Below are 16,338 nucleotides of genomic sequence, written 5' to 3' on the forward strand. Positions count from 1 at the left end.
TTTATATATTTACGATCTGTTCGGTCTTTACGTTTCCTAGCCCCATCCCGGAGCCTTCTGTAAACGTAAGCCGCGCTTTTTCATACTGGATCCCGCCCTCAATCGGGTCTTCGGTAAGCATCAACGGGGCATCAAAGTCGACCCTTGTAATATTGCTTTGACTTGCTGCAAAATGCGCGGCTGCCGTAATTCCGAGTTTTGTCTCAATCATGCTGCCAACCATGCATTCCACTCCATACGCTTCTGCCAGATGGTTGATTTTCATAGCTTGATGAATACCACCGGATTTCATCAGTTTGATATTGATCAAATCGGCGCTCCTTGTCTCCAGGATCCGCCTTGCGTCTGTTGGACTAAAAACACTCTCATCAGCCATGATCGGTGTGTACGTATGTTCGGTTACTTGCTTCATCCCTTCGATGTTTTTGGCATGGACAGGCTGTTCCACGAATTCAATGGGAAGGTGATGGTCTTCCATTTTGCGGATGGCATAGATGGCCTCTTTCGGCGACCACCCTTGATTCGCATCCAGCCTGATCCGCACCTCTTCTCCTACCCGCTCATGAATGGTCTGAATCCGTTCGATATCTTTTTGGATGGTATCTTTTCCTACTTTCACCTTTAAGGTTTTAAACCCCTGACCTACATAACGGGCCGCATCTTCCGCCATTTCTTCCGGCTCGTTTACACTGACCGTATAATCGGTTTCCAACTCGCACTTCGCTCCACCGAGAAACTGATAGAGAGGAATTTGATAGACTTTACCTAAAAGGTCGTGTATAGCGATATCCACAGCCGCTTTAGCACTTGTATTCCCAATGCAACAGCTATGAAGCCTCTCAAAAAGGTCCTCGCGATAGGTCATGTCCTTTCCGAGCAAAACAGGAGTGATGATTTTCTTTATCGTATGATCGATACTCGTTAAACTCTCTCCGGTGATCACGACCGTCGGCGGAGCTTCTCCCCACCCTACGGTCCCATCCTCACCAACCACTTTTACGTAAATGGACTCAGCGACAGTCACGGTGCGTAATGCCGTTTTGAACGGAGTATGTAAGGGAATCGCCACCGGATACGTTTCAATCGACTGAATTCTCATGTTCCTCCACCTTTCTTAATAGACACCCGGCTGGATCATCAAGGACTTCTTGTGACTGGATAACACAGCGTCTGTTCCAAATGGAATACTGTAATGGGGCAGACAGTGACCAATCTTAAACCCGGCTAACACCGGTTTTTTCAAACGAGAAAAATAGTCTTCATAAACCTGTGCCAAAGACAAGGTCTCTTTTGTTTTTTCTGTTTCCGTTCCACTAAAGTCTCCAAGGATGATGCCCGCCGCATCTTCCAATTTGCCTGCAAGTTTCAGTTGATTAAAGAAGGAATCCAAACGGTAGGGTTGCTCTCCAACGTCTTCTATGAACAGTAATTTGCCTTTTGTATCGATCTCGTAAGGGGTGCCCATGGTATTTACAAGTAAAGAAAGATTTCCACCTACCACTTCCCCTGACGCTTCCCCTTCTCCAATGACTTCTAATGGGGAAAGACGTTCGTCGTAATGGACCACCTCAGGTTGGAACAGCTGCTGGAACATTTTTTTTGATTCCTCATCAAAATCTTCTTTTCCAACATCCGAACAAAGCATAGGCCCGTGAAAAGTGACCAGTCCAGTTTCTTGACGAATCGCCGTATGTAAACTCGTGATATCACTATACCCCCAAAAAATTTTGGGGTTTGCTTTAACTGTTGCATAATCAATGGTCGAAAGAATCCTTCCTGTTCCGTATCCCCCACCAGCACAAAAGATAGCGGCTACTTCGGAGTCTTGAAACATCTGATGGAAGTCTTCCATTCTTTCTTCATCATTTCCTGCTAGATAGCCATGCTTTTTCTTTACATGAACTCCTAGTTTCACTTTCAAGCCTAAGCTTTCCAGAAAAGAAAGGCCTTTGTCCAAGTTTTTAAGATCCGGGGGACTTGCCGGAGCTATAACGCCCACCGTATCCCCCTGATTCAACCGTTTCGGCTTGATCATTTCCATTCCTCCAATGAAGGAAAAGAGGCGAAAGAATCGCCTCTTTTCATAGAAAGTTTATTGTTTATCTGCCCACTTCAACTCAAGATACCCTACAGGGTGACGAACGATATCGGATACGCTGTCTTTCTCAAGAACGACTTGGTTATAGAAATGAACAGGGAAGATTGGCATCTCTTCAAAAAGAAGCTTCTCTGCTTCATACATCAATTCCCAACGCTGTTCTTCATCCGCTTCATTTTTAGCATCGGCGATCAGCTGATCGTATTCTTCATTCGACCAACCTGTACGGTTCATGGAAGAATCCGTCGTGAAGCTTTCAAGGAAGTTGATGGGATCGGCATAGTCGGCTAAGAAAGAACTTCTGGAAAGTTGGTGTTCCAAAGCTTTTTGCGCTTCAAGGAAGACGTTCCATTCCGCATTCTCAAGCGTAACTTCTACGCCAAGGTTTTCTTTGAACATTTGCTGGATGGTTTCTGCAATTTTCTTGTTGTCTTCACTCGTGTTATAGGAAAGGGTGATGGCTGGAAGTTCGTCGTAGCCTTCTTCCTCCATTCCTTCCTGCAGCAATTGTTTCGCTTCTTCTACATTTGGTTGGACAAGCTTGCCATTGTGCTCACGGAAGTCTTCTCCTGATGGACTCTCAAACCCATAAGAGACGAACCCATAAGCAGGTTCCTCTTTATTCTTCGTCACATAATCGACGATTTCCTGTTGATTGACGCTCATGGCAAGGGCTTTTCTTATCTTCTCATTCTGGAAAGGCTCTTCATTGACATTAAAACGGTAGAACGCTGTACCTGCCTGGTCCTGAATCGACACTTCTTCACTGTCTAACAGCTCCTCAGCCATATCAGATGGTATATTGGAGGTGTCAAGCTCTCCACTTTCATACATTTGGTATTCCGTATTGGTATCATTCACCATCGCCCAGTGGACTTCATCAAGCTTCACTGTCTCGTGATCCCAATATTCTTCATTCTTTTTCATAAGCATTTCACTGTCATGTTTCCATTCTGCCAATGCGAATGGTCCGTTTCCTACAAAGCTGTCCGCTTCAGCAAACCACTCTGGATTTTCTGTTGCTACAGACTCATTGACTGGGAAAAACGCCGGGTTGGAAATGATATTCAAGAAATATCCTGTTGGTGCACTCAAGGTCACTTTCAACTCTTTGTCATTCACCGCTTCTACCATTACATCATCAGCTGATCCTTCTCCATTGTTGAAGGCTTCTCCACCTTCAATGAAATAACCAAGGAATGCTGCCGGAGAAGCCGTTTCAGGATCAAGAAGACGTTTCCACGCAAACTCGTAGTCCCCAGCTGTCACGTCATCACCATTTGACCATTTTGCATCCTCACGAATGAAGAAGGTATATTCCTTCCCATCTTCGGAAATTTCCCATTCCTCAGCGGTTGCTGGTTCTGGCGTATGATCTTTGCCAAGACGGGTCAGACCTTCCATCAAGTTGTTCAGCGCGTTCCAGGAAACCGCATCAAATCCTTGAGATGGATCGAAGGATGTCGGCTCTTCTCCGTTGTTCAGCAAAAGCGTTTTGGTTCCTGAATCACCTTCTCCTTCAGAACCACCCTCATCACTATCTCCTGCACTTTCCGAAGCTGTACATGCGGCTAATACAAATACAAGTAAAACCCCTGTTAAGATTGTCCACCATTTTTTCATTTTCGTTCTCCTCTCTATATGTTTAATAAGTTGACGCCATATATTTCTTTGCTCGCTCATCCTGCAGCCAACAGTCCACTTCATGTGTTCTGCTCAACTCAGATTGAAACGGATACACCTTTGTGCACACTTCCATGGCCATCGGGCACCTGGCAGCAAAAGGACATCCCTCCGGTGGGGAAAACAAATCCGGCGGTGTGCCATCTATAGGTATTAGTTTTTCTCCTTTTTGATCCATCCGGGGAACGGAGTGAAGCAGCCCTTTTGTGTAAGGGTGCTGGGGAGTGTAAAAGATCTCTTTCCGTGTCCCTGTTTCAATGACCTTTCCGGCATACATGACCGCAATCCGATCCGCTATTTTAGCGACCACCCCTAAATCATGCGTGATAAGGATGATGGAAACACCGGTCTGTTTCTGAATCTTTTGAAACAGCTGAAGGATTTGCGCCTGGATGGTTACATCTAAAGCTGTCGTGGGTTCATCGGCAATCAGAAGTTCAGGATCACAGATCAGCGCCATCGCAATCACGATTCGCTGGCGCATGCCGCCACTGAATTCATGCGGATACTGTTTCATACGTTCCACAGGATTGGGGATTCCCACAAGGGTCAGCATTTCGATCGCCTGCGTATTCGCTTCTTTCTTGGTAATCGTACGATGCTGGCGAAGCCCCTCTGTCAATTGGTCCCCGACGGTCAAGGTGGGATTTAAAGCCGTCATGGGATCCTGGAAAATCATCGAAATATCAACCCCGCGGATTTTCCTTACTTCCCTGTCCGAAAGCTGAGTCATATCCTGCCCTTTGAAAAGAATGGACCCATCCTTGATCTCACCGGGAGGGGTTGGAATAAGGCGCATGATGCTGTTCGCCGTGACACTCTTCCCACAACCGGACTCCCCGACAATGGCAAGGGTTTCCCCGCGATATAATTCTAAATTCACGCCGCGTACGGCCTGTACTTCTCCCCCGAATGTTTTGAAAGACACATGCAGGTCACGAATGTCCAAGATTTTTTCCATTGATGTTTACCTCCTGAGCTTAGGATCAAGCGCATCCTGGAGACCATCTCCAAGCACGTTAAAAGCGAACATGGTTGCTGAAATGAAAAAGGCAGGAAAGAAAAGACGCCACCAGTCGCCTGATAAAATGACACCAAGCGCATCATTGGCCATCATCCCCCAGCTTGCATAGGGAGATTGAATACCCAGTCCCAAAAAGCTTAAAAAAGCTTCGGCAAATATAGCGGTTGGAACAGTGAGCGTCATCTGGACGATAATCGGCCCCATTGTGTTCGGCAGCAGGTTCTTTTGAATGATCCGCTTCGTTTTCGCGCCGAACGACTGGGATGCCATGACGAATTCATTGTGTTTCAACTGCAGAACCTGCCCTCTGACTATTCGGGCCATACCAACCCAACCGGTAACCGTTAAAGCGATGATGATGGTTAAAAGACTCGGACCCATGACCACGAGGAGCAGGATAACGACGAGTAGATAAGGCAGGCCATAAAGAATTTCGATGATCCGCATCATGACGTTATCCGTTCGCCCCCCTTTATATCCGGAAAGTCCTCCATAAGCGACTCCAATAAAAAAGTCGATCAAAGCGGCCATCAGACCTACAAATAAGGAGATCCTTGCCCCGTACCATGTCCTTGTAAATACATCCCGGCCTAATTCATCTGTCCCGAACCAATGGTTAAGCGACGGAGCCTGATTCTGATTGGGCAGGTTTTGAGTGTCCACATCGTGCGGCGAAATCCAAGGACCAATGACAGCCATAACCCCCAGAATAATAAGAAAAATAAGCCCTGACATGGCTAATTTATTCTGTCTGAGTCTTCTCCAAGCATCTTCCCAATAGGAAAGAGAAGGACGGACAACGGATTCCGCATCGTCGGTATTTTTCTCTTTCGGTTTAAACCATTCGTCCGGTATGGATGAATGAGGCGTTTGTTCCTTCTGTTTTTTTGCCGGAATCACTATTATTTGCCTCCTTCTTTATGAAGCTTGATTCTAGGATCGAGAATTCCGTATGCGATATCCACCAAAAACAGCATCAATACAAGAAACGCACTGTAAAATACGGTGGTTCCCATAATGACCGGATAGTCCCGCTGGTTGATCCCTTCAACGAAATATTTACCCATACCGGGGATGGCGAAGATCTTTTCAATGACAAACGTCCCGGTCAAGACCCCTGCAAGAAGGGTACCTAAAATGGTGACCACCGGCATGAGTGCATTTTTCAATGCGTGCTTCACAATGATTTTTGCTGGGGATAACCCTTTGGCTCGCGCGGTTTTTATGTAATCCTGTGTTAACGTCTCGAGCATGCTCGACCTGGTCAGACGGGCGATAATCGCCATCGGGCCGGTGGCAAGCGCAATAATCGGGAGCACCATATGTTGAGGACTGCTCCATGTCGCAGCAGGAAGCACGCCCAGGTTCACCGCTAACTGCTGGATTAACAAGGTAGCTAATACAAAGTTAGGAATCGATATCCCGAGTACGGCGATGGTCATCGCTATGTAATCGATTACGCCATTGTGCTTCAATGCTGCAAAAACACCGAGGGCAACACCAGAAATTAACGCAATGAGGATCGTCCATATGCCTAACTCAGCGGATATCGGAAAACCTCTGCCTAGCAATGAATTGACCGTCTCTGTTGGTTGTTTGATCGAAGGACCGAAATCCAGGGTCACAATCGACTTTAAGTACAAAACGTATTGCACAACTAACGGTTCATCCAGATGATAATGGGCTTCTAAATTCTTCTGAACGGCTTCGTTGGTTGTCCGCTCTTCATTGAACGGAGAACCCGGAAGTAAGTTCATTAAGAAAAACGTGAGCGTTGCAATGATAAAAACAGTAACAATCATGTAAATGAAACGTTTCAATATGTATTTCGCCACGACTACTCCCCCTAGCTGGATGTTGTCTGCATGGCAAGCTCTGTCATGACAAGCATGGCTTGGTATGCTTCCACTATGTTTTTAGCCTGAAACCGTACCGTTGTTGAATCTGGTTCGATTTCCGTACCAGGCATAAGATTTGCCCATTCCGCCTGTCCGTAATTCATAAATTCAATGCGTAGGATCGGGTACTCTGGTGGTACGAGCGGTTCGATTCGATCTCGATTATGTATCGCTTCCGACGTGCGTTTTTGCAAAAGTTCCCCAGCCTTTTTCGGTGTCAAACTCTTCACTGCAGACCGGGATATGGTTTCTTTCACCGGGGCTGTCACGATATTCGGAATGAGGTATTCTGCTTCCATCGCTGCACAGTCATCCCCGGCAACCATCAAAACAGGAACGCCGTAATAACCGGCCACATAGGCATTAAAGCCAAGCTCCCCTACGGCTACATCATTTATGTAAAAATTACGAACCCCAAAGCTCATCGAGTGTGAAAGGACGCCTTTTTGAGCTGCCCTCGCATGGTACCCTAAAAAGATTGCTCCAGCATAAGATTCATCCAGCCCTTGAATCATAGATAGCGGCTTGACACTTCCTGTAATCAGTGTGGCATCCGGATGAATCTCATCAATCAGTAGATTGTTCATCTTGGAATGGCTGTCATTGACTAATACTTCTTCCGCATGGTTTTGAAAGGCCGCTTCAATGACATGATTCGTTTCTTGTGTCATGATCCTCCTCGCCCGTTCATAATTGTGCTTTGAAGAATCAACAAAGGTGTAATCAGGTATTCCCGTAATGCCCTCCATGTCGACGGAGAGGTACAACTTCATGAAAATCATCTCCATTTTTGGTAATATTGTTAATTTTCATAAAATTTTACCAGTAGATGACAAATTTTGCAATAGGACTCTTACTCTACTTCTATTTAATGCGTAAACGTTCCAAGTCGAGTGGCATGGGCTTACACCAAACAAAAAACCTGGAGTCTGGACTCCAGGTTTTCACACAGGCTTTATGACTAATGATTGGTTTTCATAGTAGGAATCAATGACTTGAAGCTCAGAATAAGGAACCTTCTCATCACCGATAATTTGGTAACCACCGAATCCTATGCCGGTCAGTAAAACCACATCACCTGTCCTTGCTAGATCAAGCGCCAAGTGGATGCCTTCTTCTCTATGCAGTCGTGTATGGATGTGCGGGGAGGATGGCTGCTTAAATCCACGACAAACATCATTGACGACCTCCTGTCGATCTGCATGGCCTGGCTGATCGACACTCACAATCACTTCATCCGCCACACTTTCGACTGCCTTTGCCATGAGGGGCCGCTTTTTAGGATCTCGTAATCCAATTCCAGTAATCATGACAATCAATTTCCGATGTGGAATTTGTTTAACGGATTCTAAAACATGTGCCAGCGCATCCGGGGTATGGGCATAGTCCAAGATCAGCTGATAAGGTACATCTTTATCCACCATTTGAAAACGGCCTTCAGGTTTACGAATATGACTGATGACAGAAAGGATGGAGGCCATCGAGAAACCAACTTGATGACAGGCGGCCATCGCTGCGAGTAAATTCGATACATTGTATTCGCCAAACACAGGAGCTTGGACCATATATTTGGTTCCGAAAGCATCCAGTTCAAAGGTGGTCCCTGTTCTAGTCGTATGGATATGAGAGGCTTGAAGATCGGCGGGCTGACGAATCCCGTACGTGATGGCTGGACCTTTAAACGTATGGATGAGATCATCAGCCATTAGTGGGTCATCGGCATTAATCACCGCTTGATCCGCCTGCTTGAACAACTTCATTTTCGCCTTTTTGTAGGCGTCCATGGTTTGATGGAATTCCAAATGTTCCGGGGTGAGATTGGTGTGGATCGCTACATTGAAGTGGATGGTTTCTAGTCTTTTTTGTTCAAGAGCGATCGATGTGGATTCAATCACGGCTGCCTGCATCTTTTTCTCACAAAAATATTCCAATACTTTATGGATATCCGGTGCTTCAGGGGTCGTTGGCACCGTCTGTTTGAAATCTCTTTTCTCGCGGTCATCCCAGATCCCTGCTGTTCCGAGCGATCCTGTCCGGAATGAAAGGCTGTTTAAAATGGAATGTGTGAACGTCGCCACCGTCGTTTTCCCATTCGTTCCCGTAACTCCGATCGTATGTAAAGATTCTGAAGGAGAACCACAAACAATAGAAGACAATACAGCAAGCGCAGAACGGCTGTCTTTCACAAGTATAAAGCTGAGTTGAGGGTGTTCGGCTGCAAAAAGATCCAACATTTTATGATCCGTTCCAACAACGGTGCGAGCACCCGCTTCAATCGCCTGCTTTATATAAAAATGACCATCATGATGGTCTCCCTTTATGCAGATAAAAGCATCCCCCGCTTCGATTTCCCTTGAATCATAAGACACGGAACGAATTTCCTGGCGACCCGGACCTTGGAAAGAACCGTTCAATAGCTCGTCCAGGTTGTACGTCTTCTTTTTCATATCATCATCCTCTGTTCATTAAAATCCGCTTTATTTCGGTAAAGTGCTATATTCCTCTCAATTCCCATATTCAAGATTTTTGAAACCTGACATCTTGAATTCATTAGTTCTTCACATAAAAAAGGCAGCGCCTGGTGCGGCGCTGCCTTTTCTTCTAAAGAAAATGAGTTATAAAAGACGAATATGTGTGATTTTTGCCTGCGGGTTACTTTTCAAATGACTCTCGCGCGCTTTTTCTTTATGCGACGCATACACAGGTACCTGTTTCACGACGCCTGATTTTGCCTGGTAATAGATTAAATATTTTTCTGCCATTCTACTCTACCTTTCCTGATCCATCGTTGCTACAAGTATTTGCAGGAGTAGGCAGGAATATACATGGTAGGTTTTTGTGCTTGGTTGAGGCGGGCTGCGCGCGATTATGACGTGCTTGTGCGCGGTTGTGACTCTCTTGCGCGCGGTTGTGACTCTCTTGCGCGCGAGTCACGCACGGAAGGGGTGACTCGCTTAAACAAAAAAAAAAGCAGCATCACTGCATGTCTGCAATGATCTGCTTCTTTTCTTGATCGGTCACGTAGTTACGGTGGTTGAATACATGATAGCCGTTTTTTCTTACTGTCGGGAGGATAGCCCGATACATTTTGGCGGCGCCTCCGACCGGTGTCCGTGAATAAATCGGATAATCAGGTAATGTCTTCATTGCCTTGTCGTAGTAGAATTCCGCATCAGAAGCCAAGTCTTCCCACATGCGGATGAACGCTTGATTGACCTTTTTCTCTTTCAAATCAAAAAACGAATAGCCATGAAGATCCATCACTTCTTGGGGTAAGTAAATGCGGTCAATTTCCATGTCCTCGCCAATGTCCCGCAGGATATTGGTGATTTGCATGGCGTAGCCGAGTTCAATCGCCCCTTGACGGAGAGCTCCCACTTTTCCTGGAGCGATTACAGGCAGAAGCATCAGACCAACGGTACTTGCGACATGATAACAATAGTCTAACAAATCTTCTTTTGTACGGATGGTGGTGGGGTACAGGTCCATACGCTGACCTTTAATCATGTCATAATAGGGTGCGGGATCGATGGAGAAGTGTCTGAAGACATCATCGAGCGCGAGCCAGGAAGGATCAGTTAGTTCGAGCTTCCCTTCCATAAATTGATCAAATTGCTGGGAAAAAGATTCTAGTTCTGCTTTTGGGTTTTGTCCTTCATCTACGATATCATCGACGCGACGGCAAAAGGCATAAATCGCCCAAACCGCTCTTTTCTGCTGTTTGGGCAGCATAGCGAATGCTTTCGAGAACGTTTTGGAATGCTTTTCGATTACTTTGCGACAATGATTGTATGCTTGGTTCAAGTCCGTCATCACTAAACACCTCGCTTGTAATTATGCCTTTCTTTGACCTCATATTGCAAATAATCTGCCAACAATTTTGCTCCTTGCATGACGATCGGTACGCCTCCGCCTGGATGAATGGAAGCTCCAACCGCATACACATTGCCTAGCGCATATGGCTGCAGTTGTGGGCGGAACACTCCTGATTGGAAAAGGGTCGGGGCTATTCCGAAACTTCCTCCTGCATATAAGCCTTCACGTTCAGCATCTTCCGGAGTCCGGACATGCATCCATTCTATATGTTTTCTTAAATCTGGGAATCCCCGTTCCTCCATGGCATCGATGACACGTTCGACCAAATGATCTTTTTCCTCCCAATCCACAGCTTCTCCTGTAGGAACAGGGATCAATGTATAGAGCACTCCTTTTCCTTCAGGTGCGAGTGAAGGATCCACTAAGGAAGGGTGGAAGGTGTAAAACGATGGATCATCCGGCAATTGTTTATCCACGAACACTTGCCTCATATGGCTGTCAAAGTCATGTGACATGAAGAACTGGTGGATAGAGTCGTTTTTATAGATGCGGTCAAGCCCCATATAGAGCAACAGACAACCTGAGGAAGGAGTGTATTTCCGTTGAAGTTGATTTTCAGCAGGCATGATTTTGTCCATCAACGGAAAATCCCCGTTCAAGATCAACTCATCGAAGGTGACCTTTTCTCCCCCTGCGGTTAAGGAGGTCGCTCTATCTTTCTTAGTTTCCACACGGTCTACAGAAGTTCCTTTGAAAATTTGAACTCCTCTTTTTTCCAACTCCTCCTCGATGATCTCAACAAGATGAGCATAGCCGCCTTTCATGTACCAGATGCCATGCTCATGTTCACTGTAAGACACGAGCGAGTACATGGCCGGTGATTGTTCCGGGTGGCCTCCGATGTACAAAGTTTGTAGCGTGTAAGCTTCTACGAGACGTTCATCGTCAAAGTAGCTGCGCATCATTTTCTTCACGTTTTGGTAAGCTTTTAACTTAATCAATGTTTTTATGTTTTTACGGGAGAAGAACGTTCGTTTGTCGACGAATGACTTTTCGAGAAACTGAGCTTTCCCTTGCAAAAATCGAGTGCGCATATCACTTAAAAACCGGTCAAAATGCCTTTCATTGCCCGGAAACTTCTCCTTCAGCTCTGCTTTTTGTTTTTCAGCATCGGAATATTTATTGAAGGTCGTGCCGTCAGGGAAATGGATATTATAAAGAGGATCGCATGGAATCAATGGAATACGGTCCCTTGAAATGCCTCCTTCTTCTAAAATACTGAGAAGCATTTCAGGCAGAAGGACGATGGTAGGCCCCTGGTCAATTTTGAACGCTTCATGCCGTTCGTAAGTCAGTCTCCCTCCGAGCACATCTTTCTTTTCATAGATGGAAACTTTCCTGTTCGGATCTTTGGATAAGAGCAGGGCCGTTACAAGCCCCCCGATACCTCCGCCTACGATTTTCGTCTTTTTCATATCGGCTGCACCTCCTCTTCCCTGATCCACCCTGTTGTGATCCGTGCCGATTCAAGAATGGTCGGCAATCCGCTTCCCGGATGGGTGCCCCCGCCGACGAGCCAGCAGTGATCAAGTTCCTGGAACCTGTTGTGCGGCCGGAAGTACATCATCTGGGAAAGCTGGTGCCCGAGACTGAACGTCGCGCCCTGATGCACGAAATGGTCGCTCTGCCACTGCTTCGGAGTAAGGACTTTCTCTTCGACGACGTGGCTGCGGATATCGGTAAATCCTGTTTTCTTCTCGATTTCGTCATAGATCAACGATTTGAATGTTTCCTGCTTGTCGTCCCAGTCGATTTCGGAATAATTGTTCGGGACGGGGGCTAAGATATAGACGGCTGAATGTCCCTCTGGTGCAAGCGTAGGATCGGTCACGCTTGCATTATGGATATAAATGGACGGCTCATCGGACAACACGAGGTCTTTTGTCATTTCATTCACATTCTTTTGATAATCCTCTGCAAAAAGAATGGTATGGTGTGGCATGTCATACCGTTTGTCGAGCCCTACATAGATCATGAATGTCGAGCATGAAAACTTTTTCTTTTCAAGCTTCTCTTTGGAATGCCGTCGCAGGACGCCGTCATCGACTAAGCGGGTCATCGCTTCAGCGAAGTCAGCATTGATGATGTATTCATCTGCCTTTACCGTCTCTCCAGAGTCAAGCACAAGGCCTGTGATTTCTTTGCCTGAGACGTTGATTTTCTGAACGCCTTCATTCAAATGAATCTTGCCCCCGTGCTCCTCCGTCACTTTAGCCATCGCTTTCGACAATTGATTGACTCCTCCGATCGGATGGAACACTCCCCACTCGTGTTCCATGTAAGAGAGGATAGAGAAGGCTCCCGGACATTCCCAAGGGGACATGCCTAAGTACTTCGCCTGAAACGTAAAAGCGATTTTGAGCCGCTCGTCTGTAAAGTAATCGGATAGAACGTCATAAACAGATTTCCCAAGGGATAGTTTCGGCAGTGCTTTCAGCGCCCTTTTACTCATATAGTCCGTCAGTTTGTTATGTTTCGTTTGCAAAAGAGGCATCAGCGCCTGCATTTTTTCCCTTGTATCATGCATGAAGTTTTCATATCCGGCCTCATTGCCCGGGAAATGCTCCGAAATGACATCAAGCATTTTTTCCCGTTCCCGGTACATCGGTACTCTTTTTCCGTCAAATTGAAGTTCATACATGGGGGAAAGTTCTTTCAAATCCATGTAATCATGAACATTTCTTCCTGACATTTCGAAGATCTCCTCCATGATTTGGGGCATACTCAAAAATGTCGGGCCGATATCGAATGTATAGTCCCCGAGCGAAAAATGACCGTTCCTTCCGCCCACATAGGATTGTTTTTCATAGACATGAACGTCATAGCCTTTAGCTGCTAGGATCATCGCTGAGGCTAAGCCACCAGGTCCCGCTCCGATTATGGCGATTCTCTTCATAACCATCCACCTTCTCTCCTGAACTTCTACTGTGCAATCATTATACAAAATATGTACAAAAGCAGCCATTGATCCATCTTCATCAATGTGCTCTGCCGTTTTTTCCATTTCTATATACTCATTTTTTACCCTTCCGGCGGATGTTATAACCCTCTACTTTAGTAAAGTACTACTTTCGCTTCTTGATCTTCAAATTCCTTCTTACGATTTAAGGTGGATCACACAAGGATAATTAAGGGAATCGAGGGGATAATATCGTCGAAGGAGGCATGGTTATGTATTCAAATCAAAGAATTTCCGGACCTTATTACCCTTCCCATTCGACCCACAACCCTCCTCACAACCAATACAGCAACGAACAGTTGAACCATTGGTGTGAGGAGCTGGATCAGTGTGAACATCACCAGGAGCAACAATCGGACAGCATGCACCAAAAAAGTAAAATCACAAAACTTTCGCCCCCTACTTTCATGATTTGATGAACGTGGGTAGATGACCATACACAGTCCCTCTCTCCTGCATAGGCTACGAATGTAACAACAGGAGGTGAGCTTATGTACGGAGGCTATCCTTACGGAGGAAGACGGTGCCACAGACCACGACGTTACGGCAATAACTTCGCCTTGATCGTCGTATTGTTCATCCTATTGATCATCGTAGGTGCAGCATTTTACTGCTAACACGGTTTGGTGCTTGAAAAAGGAACGATAAACACAGGACAAGGGACAGGAGGATGACCTTCCCTCTGACTTGTCCAGCGTCTTTTGGAAGAAGTAGAAGGAGACGCTGAGTGAGGGATGGGGGAAGAACATTCCTCTCCCCCTTTACAAGACTCATCTTTATTCTTTTTCCTAAAAAAGGACACAGCCTTCAATCGGCTGTGTCCTTTTTATTAATGGATGGATTTGTTTTCAAAGACTGTGATTAACTCCTCAGGCGGTAGCGGTTTACTGTAGAAATACCCTTGGATCTCATCACACTTTTCACTTTTTAGGAAGTCCCATTGTTCAGCGGTCTCTACCCCTTCGGCAATGACTTTCATATTTAATGAATGGGACATGTGAATGATCGATTTTACAATCGCTTGATTTTGCTCCTGATTTTCACTGATGAAAACTTTATCGATCTTCAATTTGCTTACAGGGAAGCGGCTCAAGTATTTGAGCGATGAATATCCGGTACCAAAGTCATCGATCGAGACGTGTACGCCCAGATTTCGCAGATCATTCAGCGTCTGGATGATGTACTCTTCATTCGTCATCGCCATGGATTCGGTAATTTCAAGTTCAAGATACATAGGATCAAGTCCGGTTTCTTCTAAGACCTGTTTCACCCGGCTGACGAGATCTTTTTGTAAAAACTGCAGGGCTGAAAGATTCACACCAACGATGACAGCTGGAAACCCTTCTTCCTGCCACTGCTTATTCTGACGACAAGCTTCCCGTATGACCCAATCGCCAATTTCAAAGATCTGGCCGTTTTTCTCTGCGACCGGTATGAAGGTCGCGGGGGAAATCCTCCCTTTTTCAGGATGGTTCCAGCGGATCAAAGCTTCGAGGCCGACAATTTCGCCTGTGTGAATGCTTTTTTGAGGTTGATAGTGCAACTCCAATTGATTTTCTTTCAATGCTTTACGAAGTTCAGAATCGATGGAAAGCATTTGTTCAAACTCTTCACTGATGGATGCATTATAGCAAAGGTAATCATTTCGCTGCTGTTCTTTAACGGTGTACATCGCGCTGTCGGCCTGCTTGATGAGATCGCCCGCTGTTTTTCCATGCTGGGGGTATAGACTGATGCCAATACTTACGGATGTGTACAGCTCGTACCCGTCAATGACGACAGGCTCACGAAAGGCTTCAATCAATTTCTGTGCCAGAGACTCTGCATCCTTCTGGTCATTGACTTGCCTTTGCAATACAAGGAACTCATCCCCACCCATCCGGGCCATGAACGTGTCTGCCCCCTGATGCTGTTTCAATCTTGACGCACAAGCTTTCAACAGTTCATCCCCGAATGAATATCCAAGGGTGTCATTGATCTGTTTGAAATAATCGAGGTCGATGAAGTGGACAGCGAGCCCCTCCTTTTCTTCGATGGCCTCTTTGACCATATCCATGAAATAATACCGGTTGGGAAGCTCCGTCAGCTCATCATAATAGGACATGAATTCAATTTTTCTCTCGTTATGTACACGTTCGGTAATGTCCCGAACGATGGCAACGCGTAAAATACGGCCTTCCTGCGGGTAAGGATGAGCGAGAACTTCGATATAAAAAGGGGTACCGTCTTTCTTGATCGCTTGCAACACATATGGCTGTTCGGGATAGCTTAGAAAAAGGCTGTGAAGCGTTTCATGCTCACCTTCTGCGGTGAGTGTGAACGCGTCCTGCTTCATGATTTCATCTTTTTTGTAACCGAATATGTGAGCGAGGGTTTCATCACAATCGATGATCTTCCCTTTTTCATGAATGACCATCCCCTCGGAAGGAACCGCCAATCGCTCCTCCATTTTTTTCTTGACTTCGACCGTTTGATCAAGCATGGGGACGGGTTGGAGAAAGATGGCGTACAAGGATCTATCGTGCTCCATCTGTCGGCACTGGACCTTGTACAAACAGCCACCTGACGGGGAAAGCTCTACCATTTTCGGTGCTTCTTCCTTCTTCAATTGATGAAAATCAAGGAGATCGAGGAGTGATTGGACATCTCCGTCGATCAACTCTCCCGATTTTTCATTAAACCGAAGCAGCCTGCCTTCTGCATCCACAAAAAGGAGGGCATCATTCATTTGTTGGTAAATCCATTCATCTATAGGTAATGCAAGCTTTCTCAAACGGTCCGACATTTGGTGTGCCCCCTA

At 45.9% G+C, this 16,338-nt stretch carries 15 protein-coding genes; 2 read left to right on the forward strand and 13 right to left on the reverse strand.

Annotated elements, in window-relative coordinates; all coding sequences use genetic code 11:
• Nucleotide 1 precedes the first annotated feature (1 nt).
• The 12 genes from HFA01_RS03595 to HFA01_RS03645 all read right to left on the reverse strand — a co-directional run bounded on the left by HFA01_RS03595 (nt 2) and on the right by HFA01_RS03645 (nt 13,475).
• On the reverse strand, nt 2–1,099 hold the full coding sequence (locus HFA01_RS03595; RefSeq protein WP_146813297.1) for a dipeptide epimerase: 1,098 nt from the start codon (nt 1,097–1,099) through the stop codon (nt 2–4).
• 15 nt (nt 1,100–1,114) lie between these two features.
• Nucleotides 1,115–2,035, reverse strand: a complete 921-nt coding sequence (locus HFA01_RS03600) for a S66 peptidase family protein (RefSeq protein WP_146813299.1) — start codon at nt 2,033–2,035, stop codon at nt 1,115–1,117.
• A 57-nt stretch (nt 2,036–2,092) separates the two neighbouring features.
• Nucleotides 2,093–3,721 carry a peptide ABC transporter substrate-binding protein gene (locus HFA01_RS03605; protein WP_146813301.1) on the reverse strand — a complete coding sequence of 543 codons (1,629 nt, stop codon included), beginning with the start codon at nt 3,719–3,721 and terminating at the stop codon, nt 2,093–2,095.
• 22 nt (nt 3,722–3,743) lie between these two features.
• Nucleotides 3,744–4,742 (reverse strand): ABC transporter ATP-binding protein, encoded by a 999-nt coding sequence (locus HFA01_RS03610; RefSeq protein ID WP_146813303.1) that lies wholly within the window; start codon nt 4,740–4,742, stop codon nt 3,744–3,746.
• 6 nt (nt 4,743–4,748) lie between these two features.
• Complete coding sequence (locus tag HFA01_RS03615) at nt 4,749–5,705, reverse strand: ABC transporter permease (protein WP_371860306.1); 957 nt, start codon at nt 5,703–5,705, stop codon at nt 4,749–4,751.
• A 2-nt stretch (nt 5,706–5,707) separates the two neighbouring features.
• On the reverse strand, nt 5,708–6,640 hold the full coding sequence (locus HFA01_RS03620; protein WP_146813305.1) for an ABC transporter permease: 933 nt from the start codon (nt 6,638–6,640) through the stop codon (nt 5,708–5,710).
• An 11-nt stretch (nt 6,641–6,651) separates the two neighbouring features.
• Entirely contained in the window at nt 6,652–7,476 is an 825-nt protein-coding gene (gene dppA, locus HFA01_RS03625) for a D-aminopeptidase DppA (protein ID WP_146813307.1), read from the reverse strand.
• A gap of 171 nt (nt 7,477–7,647) precedes the next feature.
• Nucleotides 7,648–9,150, reverse strand: coding sequence for a UDP-N-acetylmuramoyl-L-alanyl-D-glutamate--2,6-diaminopimelate ligase (locus tag HFA01_RS03630; RefSeq protein WP_146813309.1), 1,503 nt, complete (start codon nt 9,148–9,150; stop codon nt 7,648–7,650).
• A gap of 168 nt (nt 9,151–9,318) precedes the next feature.
• On the reverse strand, nt 9,319–9,465 hold the full coding sequence (locus HFA01_RS18800; RefSeq protein WP_167449425.1) for a hypothetical protein: 147 nt from the start codon (nt 9,463–9,465) through the stop codon (nt 9,319–9,321).
• A gap of 214 nt (nt 9,466–9,679) precedes the next feature.
• Nucleotides 9,680–10,516: a phytoene/squalene synthase family protein gene (locus HFA01_RS03635; RefSeq protein WP_146813311.1), complete on the reverse strand. Its 837-nt coding sequence runs from the start codon at nt 10,514–10,516 to the stop codon at nt 9,680–9,682.
• Nucleotides 10,517–10,518: 2 nt separating this feature from the next.
• The gene (locus HFA01_RS03640) at nt 10,519–11,994 is read right to left on the reverse strand and encodes a phytoene desaturase family protein (protein WP_146813313.1); all 1,476 of its coding nucleotides are present in this window, start codon (nt 11,992–11,994) and stop codon (nt 10,519–10,521) included.
• Complete coding sequence (locus tag HFA01_RS03645; RefSeq protein WP_146813365.1) at nt 11,991–13,475, reverse strand: phytoene desaturase family protein; 1,485 nt, start codon at nt 13,473–13,475, stop codon at nt 11,991–11,993. The genes HFA01_RS03640 and HFA01_RS03645 overlap by 4 nt, the downstream gene beginning before the upstream one ends.
• 275 nt (nt 13,476–13,750) lie before the next feature.
• On the opposite strand from HFA01_RS03645, the gene HFA01_RS03650 reads away from it, so the two are divergent.
• Nucleotides 13,751–13,954: a hypothetical protein gene (locus HFA01_RS03650; RefSeq protein WP_146813315.1), complete on the forward strand. Its 204-nt coding sequence runs from the start codon at nt 13,751–13,753 to the stop codon at nt 13,952–13,954.
• 75 nt (nt 13,955–14,029) lie between these two features.
• Nucleotides 14,030–14,155: a YjcZ family sporulation protein gene (locus HFA01_RS03655; protein WP_089654777.1), complete on the forward strand. Its 126-nt coding sequence runs from the start codon at nt 14,030–14,032 to the stop codon at nt 14,153–14,155.
• Between the two features lie 212 nt (nt 14,156–14,367).
• Here the strand turns inward: HFA01_RS03655 and HFA01_RS03660 are convergent, their stop codons facing one another.
• Entirely contained in the window at nt 14,368–16,323 is a 1,956-nt protein-coding gene (locus tag HFA01_RS03660) for a sensor domain-containing protein (protein ID WP_146813317.1), read from the reverse strand.
• Nucleotides 16,324–16,338 lie beyond the last annotated feature (15 nt).

Source organism: Halobacillus faecis (assembly GCF_007991335.1).
In the GTDB taxonomy this organism is placed as follows: domain Bacteria; phylum Bacillota; class Bacilli; order Bacillales; family Halobacillaceae; genus Halobacillus; species Halobacillus faecis.

What these genes read in the sequence shown, in the direction of transcription:
- HFA01_RS03595 (WP_146813297.1), bottom strand. Translation starts at nt 1,099, where the DNA reads ATGAGAATTCAGTCGATTGAAACGTATCCGGTGGCGATTCCCTTACAT.
- HFA01_RS03600 (WP_146813299.1), bottom strand. Translation starts at nt 2,035, where the DNA reads ATGATCAAGCCGAAACGGTTGAATCAGGGGGATACGGTGGGCGTTATA.
- HFA01_RS03605 (WP_146813301.1), bottom strand. Translation starts at nt 3,721, where the DNA reads ATGAAAAAATGGTGGACAATCTTAACAGGGGTTTTACTTGTATTTGTA.
- HFA01_RS03610 (WP_146813303.1), bottom strand. Translation starts at nt 4,742, where the DNA reads ATGGAAAAAATCTTGGACATTCGTGACCTGCATGTGTCTTTCAAAACA.
- dppA (WP_146813307.1), bottom strand. Translation starts at nt 7,476, where the DNA reads ATGAAGTTGTACCTCTCCGTCGACATGGAGGGCATTACGGGAATACCT.
- HFA01_RS03630 (WP_146813309.1), bottom strand. Translation starts at nt 9,150, where the DNA reads ATGAAAAAGAAGACGTACAACCTGGACGAGCTATTGAACGGTTCTTTC.
- HFA01_RS18800 (WP_167449425.1), bottom strand. Translation starts at nt 9,465, where the DNA reads ATGGCAGAAAAATATTTAATCTATTACCAGGCAAAATCAGGCGTCGTG.
- HFA01_RS03635 (WP_146813311.1), bottom strand. Translation starts at nt 10,516, where the DNA reads ATGACGGACTTGAACCAAGCATACAATCATTGTCGCAAAGTAATCGAA.
- HFA01_RS03640 (WP_146813313.1), bottom strand. Translation starts at nt 11,994, where the DNA reads ATGAAAAAGACGAAAATCGTAGGCGGAGGTATCGGGGGGCTTGTAACG.
- HFA01_RS03645 (WP_146813365.1), bottom strand. Translation starts at nt 13,475, where the DNA reads ATGAAGAGAATCGCCATAATCGGAGCGGGACCTGGTGGCTTAGCCTCA.
- HFA01_RS03650 (WP_146813315.1), top strand. Translation starts at nt 13,751, where the DNA reads ATGTATTCAAATCAAAGAATTTCCGGACCTTATTACCCTTCCCATTCG.
- HFA01_RS03655 (WP_089654777.1), top strand. Translation starts at nt 14,030, where the DNA reads ATGTACGGAGGCTATCCTTACGGAGGAAGACGGTGCCACAGACCACGA.
- HFA01_RS03660 (WP_146813317.1), bottom strand. Translation starts at nt 16,323, where the DNA reads ATGTCGGACCGTTTGAGAAAGCTTGCATTACCTATAGATGAATGGATT.